12 protein-coding genes are annotated in these 15,534 nt (G+C 40.9%); all 12 read right to left on the bottom strand.

Annotated features, from left to right (window positions below; translation table 11 throughout):
- Positions 1–102 precede the first annotated feature (102 nt).
- Positions 103–4,035 (bottom strand): phage tail family protein, encoded by a 3,933-nt coding sequence (locus AC07XN_RS02450; RefSeq protein WP_494741923.1) that lies wholly within the window; start codon positions 4,033–4,035, stop codon positions 103–105.
- Entirely contained in the window at positions 4,013–5,215 is a 1,203-nt protein-coding gene (locus AC07XN_RS02445) for a hypothetical protein (RefSeq protein ID WP_494741922.1), read from the bottom strand. Before AC07XN_RS02445 ends, AC07XN_RS02450 begins: the two co-directional genes overlap by 23 nt.
- A gap of 79 nt (positions 5,216–5,294) precedes the next feature.
- Entirely contained in the window at positions 5,295–9,749 is a 4,455-nt protein-coding gene (locus tag AC07XN_RS02440) for a tape measure protein (RefSeq protein WP_494741921.1), read from the bottom strand.
- A 201-nt stretch (positions 9,750–9,950) separates the two neighbouring features.
- Complete coding sequence (locus tag AC07XN_RS02435) at positions 9,951–10,469, bottom strand: hypothetical protein (protein WP_494741920.1); 519 nt, start codon at positions 10,467–10,469, stop codon at positions 9,951–9,953.
- A 250-nt stretch (positions 10,470–10,719) separates the two neighbouring features.
- A complete protein-coding gene (locus AC07XN_RS02430) occupies positions 10,720–11,313 on the bottom strand; it encodes a DUF4468 domain-containing protein (protein WP_494741919.1) in 594 nt (197 codons plus the stop codon).
- Positions 11,314–11,520: 207 nt separating this feature from the next.
- Positions 11,521–12,012, bottom strand: a complete 492-nt coding sequence (locus tag AC07XN_RS02425; protein WP_323253338.1) for a hypothetical protein — start codon at positions 12,010–12,012, stop codon at positions 11,521–11,523.
- 1 nt (position 12,013) lies between these two features.
- Positions 12,014–12,421, bottom strand: a complete 408-nt coding sequence (locus tag AC07XN_RS02420) for a hypothetical protein (RefSeq protein ID WP_494741918.1) — start codon at positions 12,419–12,421, stop codon at positions 12,014–12,016.
- The gene (locus AC07XN_RS02415) at positions 12,418–12,882 is read right to left on the bottom strand and encodes a hypothetical protein (protein ID WP_494741917.1); all 465 of its coding nucleotides are present in this window, start codon (positions 12,880–12,882) and stop codon (positions 12,418–12,420) included. The genes AC07XN_RS02420 and AC07XN_RS02415 overlap by 4 nt, the downstream gene beginning before the upstream one ends.
- Entirely contained in the window at positions 12,873–13,202 is a 330-nt protein-coding gene (locus tag AC07XN_RS02410) for a hypothetical protein (RefSeq protein WP_494741916.1), read from the bottom strand. The genes AC07XN_RS02415 and AC07XN_RS02410 overlap by 10 nt, the downstream gene beginning before the upstream one ends.
- On the bottom strand, positions 13,196–13,522 hold the full coding sequence (locus AC07XN_RS02405; RefSeq protein WP_494741915.1) for a DUF6706 family protein: 327 nt from the start codon (positions 13,520–13,522) through the stop codon (positions 13,196–13,198). Before AC07XN_RS02405 ends, AC07XN_RS02410 begins: the two co-directional genes overlap by 7 nt.
- A 503-nt stretch (positions 13,523–14,025) precedes the next feature.
- Positions 14,026–15,105: a major capsid protein gene (locus AC07XN_RS02400; protein ID WP_494741914.1), complete on the bottom strand. Its 1,080-nt coding sequence runs from the start codon at positions 15,103–15,105 to the stop codon at positions 14,026–14,028.
- Positions 15,106–15,510, bottom strand: coding sequence for a hypothetical protein (locus tag AC07XN_RS02395; protein ID WP_494741913.1), 405 nt, complete (start codon positions 15,508–15,510; stop codon positions 15,106–15,108). It abuts the gene before it with no gap.
- Positions 15,511–15,534 lie beyond the last annotated feature (24 nt).

The raw sequence follows: 15,534 nt of genomic DNA, 5'->3' as shown, positions 1-15,534 counted from the left end.
GCGAGGGACTTAAGTCCCTCGCTAGAGATAAGGATTGATTATCAATTATTTATATACTCGTGGTTAATCAATAACACTTATGTCCCCCGCTAATAGAAACTACTAAAAATCATTATCATACCGAGATTTTACATACCAATGCCCGCTTGAATAAATCATCGTCACTACCTCCCCCCCTGCTACTTCCACCGTGCCAGCCCTTGCCGTACTGTACAAAAAGTAAGGAGAACTGTCGTTCGTATTGATTAAGGTTACCTCTTTGCCATTATACACCGTCCCGACAAAATGCACGCCGCAAGGATAAGCCAGTGGTGTTCCTTCAATAACATCATATTTGGAAACATCTACTTCATAGTTATATCCAAACATATTGAATGTCAAACACGACCGCCCCTGCAAGGTTGCCTCATTTAACAAAGCCTCTCCTTCAGAAGCAAAAATGGCTAAATTCCTGATTCCTCCGCTTGCTTTGTGCTGAGAACCAATATTCCATCCCGAAGGATTGCTTGCTCCTTGTTCAAATCTGGCACTGCCATAAACAGACGATGACGTTGGATATATATTCGTCCCGATGCCCGTAAACTGATTCTGAGGGTCATTACGTAGTACAATATACGCATCAGCATTAGAATCGTTTTTTAAGGTGTTGCCCGATATTTCCAAAATACCAAACTTCCCTTTACTCGCAATCATCGTCCCATCTGCATAAAACCGACATGGTGCTATTGCCCTGTTGGCATACGTTTCTCCAAACCATGCCCTAATCGACCCGTCGCTTGAATTATCTGCCCCACAAATACCTGCTTGCTCCTGATTGCTGTCGTCCGTCAAGACCAATTTCTCTCTGAAAAACGTCGAGCCATCCTGCAAAACCCTGAACGGGGCTATCGCACGATTTTCAAAAGACGTTCCTGCCCAAAATCTTACCGAGGCGTCGCTCGTTCCCTGCCCAGTGATGCCTGCTTTGATGTTCGTGTCGTCGCCTGCTAACTGGATTCGTCCCGATGTCACCACGCCACCGTCGATGGTCGTTTTCGTGTTGTCATAAAAGGTTGCCATGTTCCAGTCTAAGGCATTGTAGCTACTCCCTGCCAATTTTTGGGTAATGCATCTACGTAAATCCGTGCCGTCTGTCCAGAGGTCGCCCACATCATAAGGCGGATAGGGCGTATCTACAAAAATCCTCCTTTTCCCATCAGCAGTATCCTGTGCCCTACTCGCTAATTCATACGCCGCCAAGGCATCGGTATCCTGTATACGTTCCCACGAATTGGTACTGGCTTTATAACGATAGAGCTTTTTGTCGGTCAAGTGATACCACATATCCTTGTCGTGCTTTGGGCGTTCATCTGCCGTCCAAACGTTCGGGTCGGCATCCTGAAACCATGCTTCTATCTTCCCGTCTAGCTGTGTTTGGGTAGCTGTTTGCGTAGGATAAAAAATATCATCTACAAAACTTATCAAGCTGGCGTCGTCGGTATATTTACTGGCCTTCTCCCAATCTGTTCCTACAAAATCGCCTGTTTCTCGAGCAATTTTACAAACCATTATTTCGCCTGACACACCTTGCGTCCAAAGGTCACCTACATCATACGGCGTATAGGGCTGAACGGCAAAAATTCTCCGCTTATGGTCTGCCGTATCTTGGGCGACACTTGCATTGTTCAGTGCCTCCGTTACGCCAGTATCTCTTACTTCGTCCCAACTGTAAACGCCACCTGCGTGTTTATACCGATAGGCTATCCCTGTGGATGTATTGAAAAATAAATCATCAATGTGCTTATACCTTTCCATTCCCCAACTAACGGCTGGCTCATTTTCTGTTGTCGGTACGTAGTCATAAAACCAAGTCTCTACCTTGCCATCTATTTGACCTTTGATGTCAATTACATCCGTCGGGTACGTAGTATTGATAAAGTTGGTGGTGCTATCTACAAAATCTTCCAAATCTTGATTCAGTTCCTCCAGATTTTTATAGTCGCCATTGGCATTGATAAAACTTATCTTTCCTGCTATCTCATTGGTGTCTAAATCAAAATACGTTTGCCCGTCGAACGACTGGATGCGTCCTGTTTTGATAAACCTCCCATTGATGGCCGTTGCGCCATAAGTCAGTGAAATCCACCGCACGCCATTCGTGACTGAATGAAGGGTACCGACAAGGAAATGAAAATACGACGAGTCGTCATCTACCCTGATTTGCTCTGTCGAGCATATCAGCAGACCGTCGTTGTAGTCGGTCTTATGACATTTGGCGTAAATATACCGTGCGTTATCGTCTGGCAAGGTATAATTCCCTCCTGCTATTTGCCACGTCACGTTGTTTTCAAAAATGGCATAATGCACCAATGTGCCGTTGGACACTTGCACTACATTTTTATGCCCTTGAAAATTGGGTTCTATCACTACTTGCAACACAAACTGCTGTGACTTTACGCCCACCACCAACATAGAAGTATTGATACTCAATGGTTTAATATTGCCAGTATCAAAAAAACCGTCGGTATCAAACACCATGTTCAATAGCTCCTGCGTATTTCTCCAACCCATTCTGGCACGGGTAGCATCATACAACCTGTTCAGTTTGATGATTTGCTTGGTGGTTTTTATCTCGCTAAAAACCTTTTCCACGATGGATACTTGTACGGAATCACCTACTTCAAGGCTGTATCGATAGGGATACTGACAGTCGCGGGTAATGCCCGTAATCCGTGTACTGCCGTTGATTTGCATATCGGCATCAATGATGTTGATGTAGTCGCCAAGGTTGAAAAAGTTCTGAATAGCCCCTCCGCCCGATATGCTTTTAAGGTAATATTCGTAAATCTCCAATCCGTATTGCACCCTTGGCGACTTGTTTTGGTTCAACAGCGTGATGCCTTCGGCCAACAGTTTGGCTTCGGCGGTGGCAATGTAACTGCTTGGCAAATTGATGTCTGTCAACACATAAGTATCCCCAACGGCTATCTGAAAGGCGGTGTCGGTGGCATTCGGGAAGACGTATCCTCGGTCGTCTTGATAAGTATTTACCGTAAAGGTCTGCGTGGCGTGGTCATAGTTTGAAATTTCAAGGGAAATGCCCGATAATCCTCCTGTATTAAAATTGATTTTGGGACTAACCCCTGCTACCAAATTGGCATTGACATCAAAGTCCATCGAGGCATCCGTAAATATCAATTCCGAACTGCCTAGACTGGTTACTGTCCCCAAGCGTTTGGGATAAATGTCTTCCAAAGTGACGGTATTTTCAATCAATCCGAAGGAGGCAATACTGGCATCATCTTGCAAATAGGCATCTGACGTCCTCAGTCTCAGTGAGTTATTGCGGTAGCCCGCAGGAATGTTTTTATTCCCTCCGAACAAATACAAACGGTTGTACACATTTTTATCCAACAACGTATCGCGGTTGAGTTTATACAACCCTCCCGACTGCCCATATTCGTAGGTATGCGCGAGTATCCTACCAATCTTACCCAGATTCAACACCTTGTTACCGTGACCGTCTTCAATAATCTCAAACTCGGTGTCAAACTCCTTACAGATTTTCTGGAGAACCGCCAAACAGCTTTCATCGTTGAAGCTAATCGTTTTTTCTTCCGTACTCACACACGACCCGATGCTCCACTGCCCTGCAAAAACCCTTGCAATATTATTGATGACCAAATCCGCAAAATCTCGCAGGTTGCCCGTGAGCGTAAAATCGGGACTAGTGTTAAAACCACTGACGTCGGTATCAAAATAAATCGCCCTGAGTAAATCGTATTGCACCGACTCAAAGGTAGCTTTAATCTTGAAAACGTGCTGAGAAATCTTTTCGGGCGAAGGCAGGTAATTACACGTATAACGCTCGCCAAACATCAAAATACTATCACCAATTTCAATCACCACCGGCACGCTCGAATCTATCTCGATGCTCAATTCATTGATGCCCAATAGTTGCTTGTGTTGTTCGGCCTTCGTAATGCTGATGACAGGGTTGATGCTCTGTAATAAAACCTGCGTGCCGTTGGCTTTAGATAAAACTATTTGCTGCATTTTGTATGATTCCGTTGGTTGAAAAGCTCGTAATTTCCTCAATTACCCCTGCCACAATGATATAATAATAGCCGTTGGTAGCATAAGTATGGGTTTTGGTGACCTCCCCATACACGTTATCCGTTTTAGTACCATCGCCCCAGTAGATAGTCACCAATTTCGGACTATTCAGCGTTATCGATGCCGTCGTGTTGTCGTCGTTGCGGATAAACAAAATGCTTCTTTTGATGGGCTGAGGCTCATTTAAGGTCAGTTTAAAACTACCAATCATCTGCGAGGGTCGCCATTTTTTCTCTATTTTCAACCCCGTAGCCAGATAGACCTCATACACAAACACCTTGATACCATTATCAAAATGCAAGCGTTTCGTCCCCGAACCATAAAACTGGTTGATAAAACTGGTGCATTTCTGGACAAAATCCTCCGCAGAACTAGCATACAGCCAGCAGTCTAGCTCAATCACTTTTGATTTATAGCGAACATCGTTCAAATCAACAAAATCGCCGTGATAATCCTGCCATTCAATCGTAACAGGAGGTTTTATTTCTGGGGCATCAAACATCCCCGTCGAGGCTTGAACCCGCACGCCATAGTTTTTAAAACTATTGCCATTTATTTTATAAGTTATTTCCATTTCTTTGATGATAGGAGGATTAAAAGTGCCACTTTGATAAACCACGCCATCGTATATTTTCAGTTCGTCGATGGCAAAAAAGCCCGTCGTATAGTTGTTATCGTTCATTAACGAAAAGCCCGTAGGCATTCCCCAGTCGTCTGGGAAATCCTGTTCAGCCACCAAGTGGGTATTCACAAGCAACCTTACCTTTCGTCCTTCTTGAATAATTTCAATCAACGTCCAGTCGATGCACCTCGTCTTGGCATCCAAGTACAGGAAATCAAACACGCCGTGGAATTGATAAAAAAGCCAAGTGCTGTGTGGATATTCCCCCGAGGCCTCCGCTTTAAACCAACACGACAGCGAGAAATCTTTACTGAAATCAATCATTTCATAGCCCACCGTTTGGGCAAGACCTTCGCCCGTGAAATGGAGGGCATGGTCTTCTTTGCCCTCCAGCCATTGCCCACCCTCGATGCTTAAATCATAATGATATTGCGCAATATCGAGAGCAACATCTCCGCTAGTTTCATTAAACGGTACGTATAGTTGTAGTTCATTCATTTAGGAGTTTAGGGTTTAGGAGTTTAAGGTTTACAAGTTGAAGGCTTAGGATTTAGACTTTAAGCTCATAAACTTCAACCTAAAACTTCACTCTTAATATATTGTCTCCAGAATTGAGTTTATTTAAATTATTATCTATTCTTTCCAGAAAAGGTAGGAATTTGGCTTGTAAAGTAAGTTGCTGACTAGCAATCATTTCCACATTACGAAGTGAGACAAGCTGGCTAGTAGCCACCACCCTGAGCTGTGTAATATTCCCTGCCAAAAGCCCTGCCGTATCTTCAGTAATACTTTTCACCGAGCCTGTTAATGAATTAGCACTTGCGGGTTTGTTTTTCCCAAAAATGTCTAAGCCATAACCTTTGCCTGCCGCATTCAAAGCCGTCAGAGCTTCTTCATACATTTTAGTCAGGCTTGGCGCTTGAGCCATAAACTTCTGCATATCGTCTAACACGTTTTGGTCACCATTATCAGGGTCAAAACTATTGGTCATATCTTTTTCTAAGTCATCAAAAGCTTGCTTAAAAATCTGATTGAAAACCAACTGATTCAGCATACTTTCAAGAATTTCAGTAACCGATTTGCCAAAAGCTTCTGCTGCCGAAGTACCATCTTTGAAGGCATTCAAAAGTCCATCTCTTAATTTACCGCCCAAGTCACCTGCCAAATCAGAGATAATTTCTTTAATCTGTCCTTTGGTTTTCTCCATTTGGTCAGACCAAGTGATGGAATCTTGCAACATTTGCTTCGTTGCATCGTCCACTTGGTTATTACTAATCAAGGTTTCGGCTAATTCTTTGTTAAAAATCTCTTGCCCGTTAGTAGCCTTTTGTATTAATTCAGGATACTCCTGTAACAGTCCTGTAAACACATCCTTCTTCTTCTTTCCTCCAAACAACCCAATAATCCCCCCAACGACCGCACCGATAGCAGTACCGATTATAGGTACAATGGCTGTTCCCAAGGCTGCACCCATTGCCGCACCACCACCCACTTTGCCCCAATCTACAGCATTTCGTTGTCCTACCTTTGCTTTCCCCTGCTCTAGCTTTTTTAATGATTCTTGATATTTTGCACTCGCATCATTGTACATCTTGAAGCCGTCTTTGAGCCTAACAGCGTAATCTTTGACAAAAACATTTTCTTTTGTTTTCGCCTCCGCCCCTATCCTCTCATTGATGGCGACCTTATAATCTTGTTCAAACTGCAAGGCATTTTTGCGATATTCTTCTTCGGCTTTTTCTCTTTCGCTAGCTGAACTAGCAACCAAATCAATCAAGCCAATCGTAGCCGTGATACCAGTCATCCATTTATCAGTAGATGTAGCTCCTTTTTTGAAAGCATTGACAAGATTATCCGCATTTTGTGCCAAGCCTGATAACAACTGACCAGTATCCCCAATCGCTCCGTTCATTTGAGACAGTACACCACCTAATTGTCCACCTAAACTAGCGAATTTGGAAACTACACTTAATAGATGGTCGTTAAGATTTTTTTCAGCGTCTTGTACCTTTTTTAGTTGCTGAATGTAATCATCAAAATTTGTTTCTTTATTTATCGTATTGAGAGTCTTTCTTTCTGTCTCAACCTTTTCTTTTAAATACTTAAGGTCAATAATTCGTAAAGAATCTTGAAGGGATTTAAGATAAGCTATTTTCTCTTCATTCGTTTTCTTAATTATATCAAGTTCTTCCTCTTTTCCCTTTTTTAGTTTCTCAAGGTTTTTAAGGTATTCAGCATTTGTTTTGTCTGTATATTGGCTCTCTAAGGCTTCTCTTAATCCTATATGTTTCTTGATGATGTTGTCCTTTTGCTCTTCATACGTTTCATGATTACTTAAATACTCTTTCAGATTTTCAGCTATTTGCTCTTTAGTTTGGTTGGCTTCTTCTACAACCGCATTTGCTTCAGCTTGATCCGTAGATGTATTGCTTTTTAATTTCTCTTTTAGCTTTTCAATATACTCAAGATACTCTACCAAACTTTTGGCTTCTTTTTTAGCCTTCAACATGTCCTCCTTGAGTAACTCCACACCAGATTTTTTCCCAGTGACTATCTGATATTCAACCTTATACTTTACTAAATTGTCTTGTGCTTCGGTTTTGGCGGTAGGGTCAAGATTGACATCATTTTGTTTAGTCTCAAACTCTTTAATCTTTTTACTTAGAAAATCAACATAATTATTTCCTTGAGGAAGTAAATCTTTAAACTGAGGATGATCATCTGCTACCTTCTTTCCGATATTTTTTACCCAATTTTCATACAAAACATATTGTTTCTTTTTCTCCTCAATCTCTTCCTCAAAAGTTTTAATCTTACTTTTTGAAAGCTCATTTTCTAGTTGCTTATCATTTGCTTCTTGTAGCTCAGCCTTTTTTCTCATCGCCTCTCCCTGTTCAACAATCAAGGTAGTCAATGAACTTTGATTAGTTGTTCTTTCTTGAAGATACTTTGAACGAGCGATGATTTGGTCATAATACGCAATTGTTCCTTTTAGTTTTTCATCAACCTGTGGTACATTATTTGTATTATTTGAGCCTTGGTTTACATTATAATTTTTTAATTCGTTTTGAGCTTCTTTAACTGCCGCTTTTAATTTTTCATAATTCTTAGCCCCTTTTTCAACTTTATAAAAATCCTCTTGTCTTCTCTTTAATTCTTCGTCCCAATAAGACTTATTTTTAACTACTGTATTTGATGGCTTATTAGTATTTTGAAGTGAGTCAAGCTCTTTTTGATGCTTTTTAATCGAGTCTTCAAGCTGTTTATATTCTGGACTTAAATTATTTTTTATTCCTTTTAGCCTTATCTTTTCCCCCTCAATAGTAGCTTTTAATGCGTTTACCGCTGGGTCATTTGCATAAATGTTTACTCTATTTTTATTTAATTTTTCAATTTCATCTTTTGATTCTTGTAATTGTATTTTCGCAGCGTCAAGTTCTTTTTTTAATTGTTCGAGGTCGTACATTAAACCTAAATTATCTTGACCATCACCATATAATTTTAGCTTATCAGCTTGTGTACCTGATTTTTTTAACTGGTTTACTCTTTTAAGCTTCTCTTGATATGCTTTATCAATGTTATCATATACTTCTTGAAGGTCATTCCTTTGCTTAATACCCTTTTTTAATGCCGATGAATTACCTTCTAATTGTATCTTTTGTTCTAATTCAGCAATATAGTTTCTTGTTACAAGCGTAAGGTCTTTAATTTTTGCTTCTTCTAAGCTCATACCCTCTAACAACTTAGGGCTTAACTCATTGATTCTTTTGTATGCTTGCTCACGTACTGAATCAGCAACATTTTTATTCTTTAAAACTTGAATATTTGCTAAAACCTCCTCTTTCTCGCCGATATGATTATCTCTTACTTCTTTGATGGATTCTGCCAATAGTTCATTGGCATTTTTCAGTTCTATCGTTTCTTTTCTTGTCAAAACCATAGCACTTACAACCGCAACAATACCAGTAGCCATCAGTACATAAGGGTTTACTGCCATTACAGCATTCAGTTCTGCTGTTGCCATCGATAATCCTTTTGCCCCTACTGCGGCAAGCCCTTCCGAAACAGATAATGCTCTTCCAGCCAATGCAGCTTCAAGTTGCAATTGTGTTTGTATACCCACAACTACATTGTAGATAATAAGTGATGCTTTACTTGCACCATACGTAATAGCTAATACTTCAAGTATTTTAGCAATGCTCTTGTAGTTTTCAAGCATCGAAACACCCATCTGAAGCGTACCTGCAACCAAACCGTCGGTATCTTTCCCTATTTCATTATATACCCTATTGATAGACTCCTCCAAGTTGGTCATTAATGCATCGACAGATTTAGCCTGTTCCTTCATTACCCCTGAAAACATCCCTCCCGTAGAAGTCATGCTTTGGAAAGCTAGCTCTATTTGAGGTAACCCTACCTTACTAGCTTCAACCATTTTTTCCACTCCATCACGGTTGGTATTCAACACCTTACGAAGTTCTTCAAAGATAGGAATGCCTTTTCCAGCCATACCTTGTATATCACTCAGGCTAGCCACTCCGTTTGTTCTGATTGCCCCAAAGGTATTCACAAGGTCTTCAATAGGTATATTCACACCACGGGAAACATCGCCCAACATTTGCAGGTGTTGCATCACGCTATCTACAGAAAACCCATAAGACAATAACATCTTCGCAGATTCTCCTACTTGTGTCAGCGACAAAGGTGTTTTAGTGGCTAAATCAGCAACCTTCGTCATTAGCTCATCTGCCTTTTGCTTAGACCCCAGCATTATCTTAAACGTTCCTTCAAGTGCCTGAAACTCACCACGCACTTTAATGATTTCTAGTGCAACTTCTTTAAGATTATCACTATTAAAAGCATTATCAATAGCATCTCCTAATTTTGAAAATAGCATATCTGTCTTGCTTGCTTCCTCTCCTGCACTCGTCGTAAATCTTTTGATACGTTCCTCCATTTCCTGAAATGATTTCAAGAACTGAGAATTATTTATCAAAGCATCAAAGCTTATGGCACCACCGTTATTGTTCATTTTTCTTTACTTTATGAATGGTCTTTAGGTAATCTTCGAACTTCATTGTCTTTTCTTCAATACTTTCTTTTTTGGGCAGATTGTACCTTGGTTGATCGGCCAAAATCTTTTGAATTGTTACCCACGGAATTTGCCACATCAGTTCGTGCCAACTCCAGCCAAATTCTTTTGAAATAATGCCTATACTGCCATAGATTGATTTTAGTCCAGTATTACTTCTTCCTCCTCCGTCGCTATTTTCTCTATCAAATGAGGAGGCTTGATTATCATCTGATGAATCGAAAGAAATTTGATAGAGAGTATAAAATCCGTTGGATTGCACATTTGGTTGATAATCATCGCCAACTCTAGCAATTGTTTGGGTTCAACCCTGTTCAGAAAATAGTTGGCTACAAAACCGCCAAAGTATTTAATCAACACTTTATTCCTTAACACGGCTATCATAATGATGCGTGAAAGGGGCTCTGGGGCCGTTGCCATCAGGTTTTTTGATTCCGACATCCAGTTGTCATCAATCTTCTGCGGATTAAAATTTATTTTTTTAAACTCCGCACTCAGCATCAGCATTAAGCCTAAGCTAAAGGGTTTGATGATAAATTCACGGGTTTCGGAACCTACAAATCGTAGGATGGAGCTTTTCTTGCAGTTCCATTTTAGACCTCGTTCTATCAGAGCGTCTGTCTCTTTTTTTTCAAGGTTGTTTATTTCTTGTTCAGACATGGGGTGTAGGTGATAAAAAAATTATACAATCGCAGCAGTCGCTCGCTTCCAAGCGAGTGACCATTCTTATAAGGCTTCCAGCCGAAAAAAACTATTAAATTTAAAGCTATAAGTTACTCATGCCATGAATGAAATATCAATCATAGAAGAGCTTTGGAGCTTTATCAATAGCGAGGGACTTAAGTCCCTTGCTATTCATGAAAGTAAATCGAATATTATAACGCTAATAAATATACGTGAACGAAAAACTTTAAAAATCATCATTACTTTTCATGGCTGTTTTTAAAGAACTAGAAATACTATCCAAGATATCTTTTACATTGGATATTCTAGAAGAATAGCTATTGTAGCCTACTTTTAAGCCATTAACCTCTTCCTCATATTTTTTTAATTCTTTTTTAGACATATTACTAGTTGACAATGCAAGTATGTTATCTAATTTTGATTTAACTGAATTAAGTCCCAAAAGCGTTTTTTCAATTGATGAATACGAACTTACAAAGTTACTAGTACCTGCAAATCCAATATTTATCTCAGTAATCGAATACCTATACTTATTCTCTTTTACATCAATGGTAATGGTATATCTAAAATTAGGATAAAATTCTACATTCAAATCAGACAACCCCTTAATAATCAACCTCCCCTGTTCCTTATCTTCAAACTGAATCACAGACTTATAGTCACCAAAGGTTTTGGCTATCCATGTTTGGGCGTTAGCATACAGCTTGGCTTTCGTATTTTTTACTTCCACTACCTCTTCTCTATCAAAACTACTAGGCGTTTGGCAAAAGGTGTAAGTACTCATTAATAAGCTTAGCCCAATAAGTAAGGTCTTTTTCATTTTATTATCTTAAGGTCTTTTTATGTGATTCAGCTATAAAATTAGCTAAAAAGAATTAATAAAATTTAAAAAGAAGCCGTTTTTCAGGGTAGTATTGTGATGCATAACACTTATACAAATATAGCGATTTTAGCAATAATTTTGTAAAAAAAGCCCATAAAAATTACAGGCTTTTTAACAATTATATCATTACTCAAATCTTAATGATTATGATGGATCTTCCCACGTTTCGGCATACACGCCTGCCTTTTGTGGCTTCATTACCGTCAGCGTAACCTCGATGGTTGCCAAGGCTTTTTTACTGAATTCACCCGCACGTTTTGCCGATACCAAGGCTCGGTTTATCGTGATGATATGCCCTGTTTTGGTTTCAATCTGCACAGATTTCTGAATTTTGGAAGTAGTGTCGGGTGAGCTCCAAACGCCTGCGGCTACCGTCCCTCCTAACAAAAATCCTGCAATGTCTGCGTCGGCATTCATCACTGTATATTTATACTGCTTCTTACCCATCGTGATGATGGATTCTTCGGGATAGTCGTTTTCTTCCGACATAAATTCCTGCACTTCATTGTCGCCCGTTTCAATCTTGAAGGTGTCTGAAAGGGTCAATCCTTTTGAAACAAAGGCTGTTGCTGTTCCGCCGTCATTGGCGATGTCGCCATATTTAATGCTTTTTAATCCGTAGGTTACTGTTGCCATTTTATGTGTTATAAAAAGTGAAAATTAATCGTATGTTTTGAAAATGAGTATTGATGGCTCTCTCTTCGATAATCGTGGATGATTGAATAAAAATCGAGTAAGTACTGGTGCTTACTTCTGCTAAAATATCGTATGCAAGGCTGCTTAATTCACCTAAACGCTTGATATTGGGTTGGTTCTGAACTTCGCCATTGAGCTTCACGACGAGGTCGGGCACATGGATATTGACGTTGACGATGCCCCGTTGTAAGTTGCCTTCGCCGATGCTGAGGCTGTTGATGACTACGTCTTCTTGGCTACTGTTGACGGGTCGGCGTAATTTATACAGTCCTCCGCTGATGGCAATTTTCAGGCTCGAATCGTTCAGGATGGCGTAAAGCGTGGCGATTTGGTCGAATTGTGTTTTCATGGCTCTTCTTTCATTTCTTGCTGAACTTTATTAAGTACTTTCAGTATTTCCTTTTTTGCAAATTCTTCTGAAGAGGTCAACACATCTTTCCCTTTGGCTTCCTCCGCAGCAGCATTTTCCATGCCTGCTACCACGATAAGCACAAAGCCTTCGCTATGGTTGCCCGCCAGTTCTTCTGCCAAATCTTTCCCTTTCTGTGAACCATACTTGATGCCTAACGAGCCTTCTATTTGCTTGAACCCTCCTGAATTGACTTCCTCGCCATTATCCAGCACGACATAGCCTATTGAACTGCGGAGGTTTCCCATCGGGTCGTCATAGTCGGCATTTTCTAGGGCGATATCCACACATTCAGCGCCTATCTCATCAAGGCTTTGGATTACTTTTTCCCTAAACTGCTTGTTTACTTTTTCAAGCCTTTTATGGATGCCAAAGAGGTCGAATGTTTTTATTAAACCCATAGTCTGCTATGAAAGGTGTCTTTTGAAAATCCTCGGCAAGTTCCTGATAGCCTGACGCTACCGTCTGGGTTACGTACTTGCACTTTTGACCCAACATTTATCACTTCGCAAGATGCCTCGCAATACACTACCGCATCTGGTATATACGCCATGCCGTCATCAATAGTGGGTATTCGTTGGGCGGAGGTGGTTTCATCACGGCATTTTGCCATCAACACCCATTCGGCTCCGTTGCTGACAAAATCGCCTGTGGCATCTTGGCTCGAGGCCAGTATCTGATACTGGTATAGGCTATAAGGATATTGCGTTGGCACTACCATTGGTTTGATTTATCGGTGATTGATGGTACTGGATTCAGCGTATCGGGAAGACCAAGCTCCAAGCAAAGCGATTGATAATAGGCTTTGATGTTGGCAATGGCGTATTCTCGTGAGTACTGTCCTTCCGACACCTTGGGTACTAACAATAGCATGGGTACAATGGCATACATCAGCTTGTCGACATCAATGGCATTGTCTGTGTTGTATTCGCGACTGCCATCTATGCCTATCTTTGTAATGTATGAATCTAACGTAATCTCAGAAAGTGTAAACCCAAATTCCAAAATCCTTGCTTGAATGATTTGCTTGATGGAAGGCATTTTTTTAGTTGTGAGTTAGTGAATTGTGAGTTGTTCTATTGAGTGATTGAGTGATTAGTTGTGAGTTAGTGTTTTTGCTCTTTTTGCTCTTCGAGATATTCCGAAGGGCATCCAATCCCGTGGTCTGTGGCACACAGAACACAAAGTAATTCACGTGAAAATACTCATGGCATGACTTTGCTAGTTTCATGATAATTGCCAAATAATTTGTAAGTCATGCCATGAGTGAGACCACGGAAGTAGGTATTCTATTGAGTGATTTGTGAATGAGTGATTGAGTGATTTTCTTGCCTTACTCTTTAATATTTTGCTCTTCGAGATGTTCCGAAGGGTAAGTCGAGTAGCGAGGTCATGCCATGAGTATTTTCAAACCATTTTGTGTTCTGTGTGCCACAGACCACGGAAGTAAAAAACAATCACTCATTCACTAAATCACAAATCACTCAATAGAACAACTCACAACCCACTAACTCACAACTAAAAACAATCACTAACTCACTCAATTAAGCCACTGACTTACTATCAAGCGTATAAATCCCCTCCACATCTGAAATCACAGGAATTACTCTTGCTTGGGAAGTCGTAAATTCTGATAACGACGGGCGGTTGGTTCTGAACTTCGATACCAAGATAAAATCATCCGTCACAGAATATGTTACGCCCGCTGTTGGGTGATTTTGTTCCGCCAATTTAGCGTAAAACAACGAGCCAATTGGTCCCGCTGGTGTAAATACTACCATGCCATCTTGCCAAGGTTTGAAGGTCGTCTGCACGCCGTTTTTCTCGTAACGCACCGCCCTGTCGATAATCTGGAGATTTACTCCAAAGCGTGAAAGAATCACCTGACGAGCCTGTTCGATGGATGGCGAAGGAATAGACCCTCCCGAGAAGCCCGCATTGAAAGCAAACATCTCCTTGAACGATGTCGCCTTGGTCATGTTATTAAAGGCCGTTTTGTCCATGTAAATAGTGCCTAACACATTGCCATCAAGACTTGCCTTTGTAAACACATTTTCGATGTCATCGATAGGCTTGGCTGTTGATGCCGACGACCATAGTACCGAGGCAACAAACTTATTATCAGCCTTGTAGCCGTAGTCAATTCTGATACCCGTCCCTACGTTGTCGCTATCTACCAAGGCTACGCCCGTTGAAAGTCCCTGCAAAAACACCTGCTCGTTGCGTTCCCAGATACCCGTAATTACTTTGGGCGTATCGTTGAAGATGGCGCTAATAATCTGACTTTCAGTAGCATTTTGGGCGATGGTTACGTCCAAGTTGGTCAGTTGTTGTTCGTTCATTTTCAGCTCCATGCCAAACTTAGGGATGTCGCCATTGGCTTTGGAGATTGAGTCACGCTTTTTCAAGGGTAATTCGCTATCCATCGCCACGACGTCGGCCATGATGGCGGTGTTCGCCACGCTGATTGACTCCCATTTACCTGTCGCAGAGAACTGTTTTCTCAACAACGCTCTGTGTAAATAGGTCAATTCATTTTTAGCGTCGTTCAACTCTTGCACCACGCGTGTAGTGATACCGGGAAACCATTTGTTTACCCATTCAATAAATAATGATTGTTCCATTTATTCGTCTGCTGTGAAAATCAATTGTGGCAAGGCTGTTTTTACTGCCGACAAAATTGAGGTTAAAGAAAAAGGTGAGGCTACTGTATTAACAGTGCCGCGAATCATGATACCTGCAAAGGGTTTTGCGGTTCTGATGGTGGCTACCAAAATGCCCGCATAGGTATGTCCCGAAGGCAATGATCCATAGACGGTGTCGTTGGTGGCGAGTGGCATGGGCTTGAAAAGTCCCGTGGCTGTTTCACGGATGATTACATGCCCCGCTTTGATGATTGTAGGGCCAAAGCCCATAATATCAAGCGTTTTGCCACCTTTGATGGATTCAAGGTTATTCATGATAACGATTGAATCTTTCTCTGATAAAATGCTTTCATCAGGATTTGAAAGGTTTGCGTATCCTGCCATTTTAATTAATTGTGATTTAGTGAT

This window comes from Arcicella sp. GW458-12-2-14-TSB2 (assembly GCF_059423785.1).
The sequence above is the reverse complement of the archived record's forward strand: the minus strand, read 5'-3'. Positions and strand labels throughout refer to the sequence as shown.

What these genes read in the sequence shown, in the direction of transcription:
- AC07XN_RS02450 (WP_494741923.1), bottom strand. Translation starts at nt 4,035, where the DNA reads ATGCAGCAAATAGTTTTATCTAAAGCCAACGGCACGCAGGTTTTATTA.
- AC07XN_RS02445 (WP_494741922.1), bottom strand. Translation starts at nt 5,215, where the DNA reads ATGAATGAACTACAACTATACGTACCGTTTAATGAAACTAGCGGAGAT.
- AC07XN_RS02440 (WP_494741921.1), bottom strand. Translation starts at nt 9,749, where the DNA reads ATGAACAATAACGGTGGTGCCATAAGCTTTGATGCTTTGATAAATAAT.
- AC07XN_RS02435 (WP_494741920.1), bottom strand. Translation starts at nt 10,469, where the DNA reads ATGTCTGAACAAGAAATAAACAACCTTGAAAAAAAAGAGACAGACGCT.
- AC07XN_RS02430 (WP_494741919.1), bottom strand. Translation starts at nt 11,313, where the DNA reads ATGAAAAAGACCTTACTTATTGGGCTAAGCTTATTAATGAGTACTTAC.
- AC07XN_RS02425 (WP_323253338.1), bottom strand. Translation starts at nt 12,012, where the DNA reads ATGGCAACAGTAACCTACGGATTAAAAAGCATTAAATATGGCGACATC.
- AC07XN_RS02420 (WP_494741918.1), bottom strand. Translation starts at nt 12,421, where the DNA reads ATGAAAACACAATTCGACCAAATCGCCACGCTTTACGCCATCCTGAAC.
- AC07XN_RS02415 (WP_494741917.1), bottom strand. Translation starts at nt 12,882, where the DNA reads ATGGGTTTAATAAAAACATTCGACCTCTTTGGCATCCATAAAAGGCTT.
- AC07XN_RS02410 (WP_494741916.1), bottom strand. Translation starts at nt 13,202, where the DNA reads ATGGTAGTGCCAACGCAATATCCTTATAGCCTATACCAGTATCAGATA.
- AC07XN_RS02405 (WP_494741915.1), bottom strand. Translation starts at nt 13,522, where the DNA reads ATGCCTTCCATCAAGCAAATCATTCAAGCAAGGATTTTGGAATTTGGG.
- AC07XN_RS02400 (WP_494741914.1), bottom strand. Translation starts at nt 15,105, where the DNA reads ATGGAACAATCATTATTTATTGAATGGGTAAACAAATGGTTTCCCGGT.
- AC07XN_RS02395 (WP_494741913.1), bottom strand. Translation starts at nt 15,510, where the DNA reads ATGGCAGGATACGCAAACCTTTCAAATCCTGATGAAAGCATTTTATCA.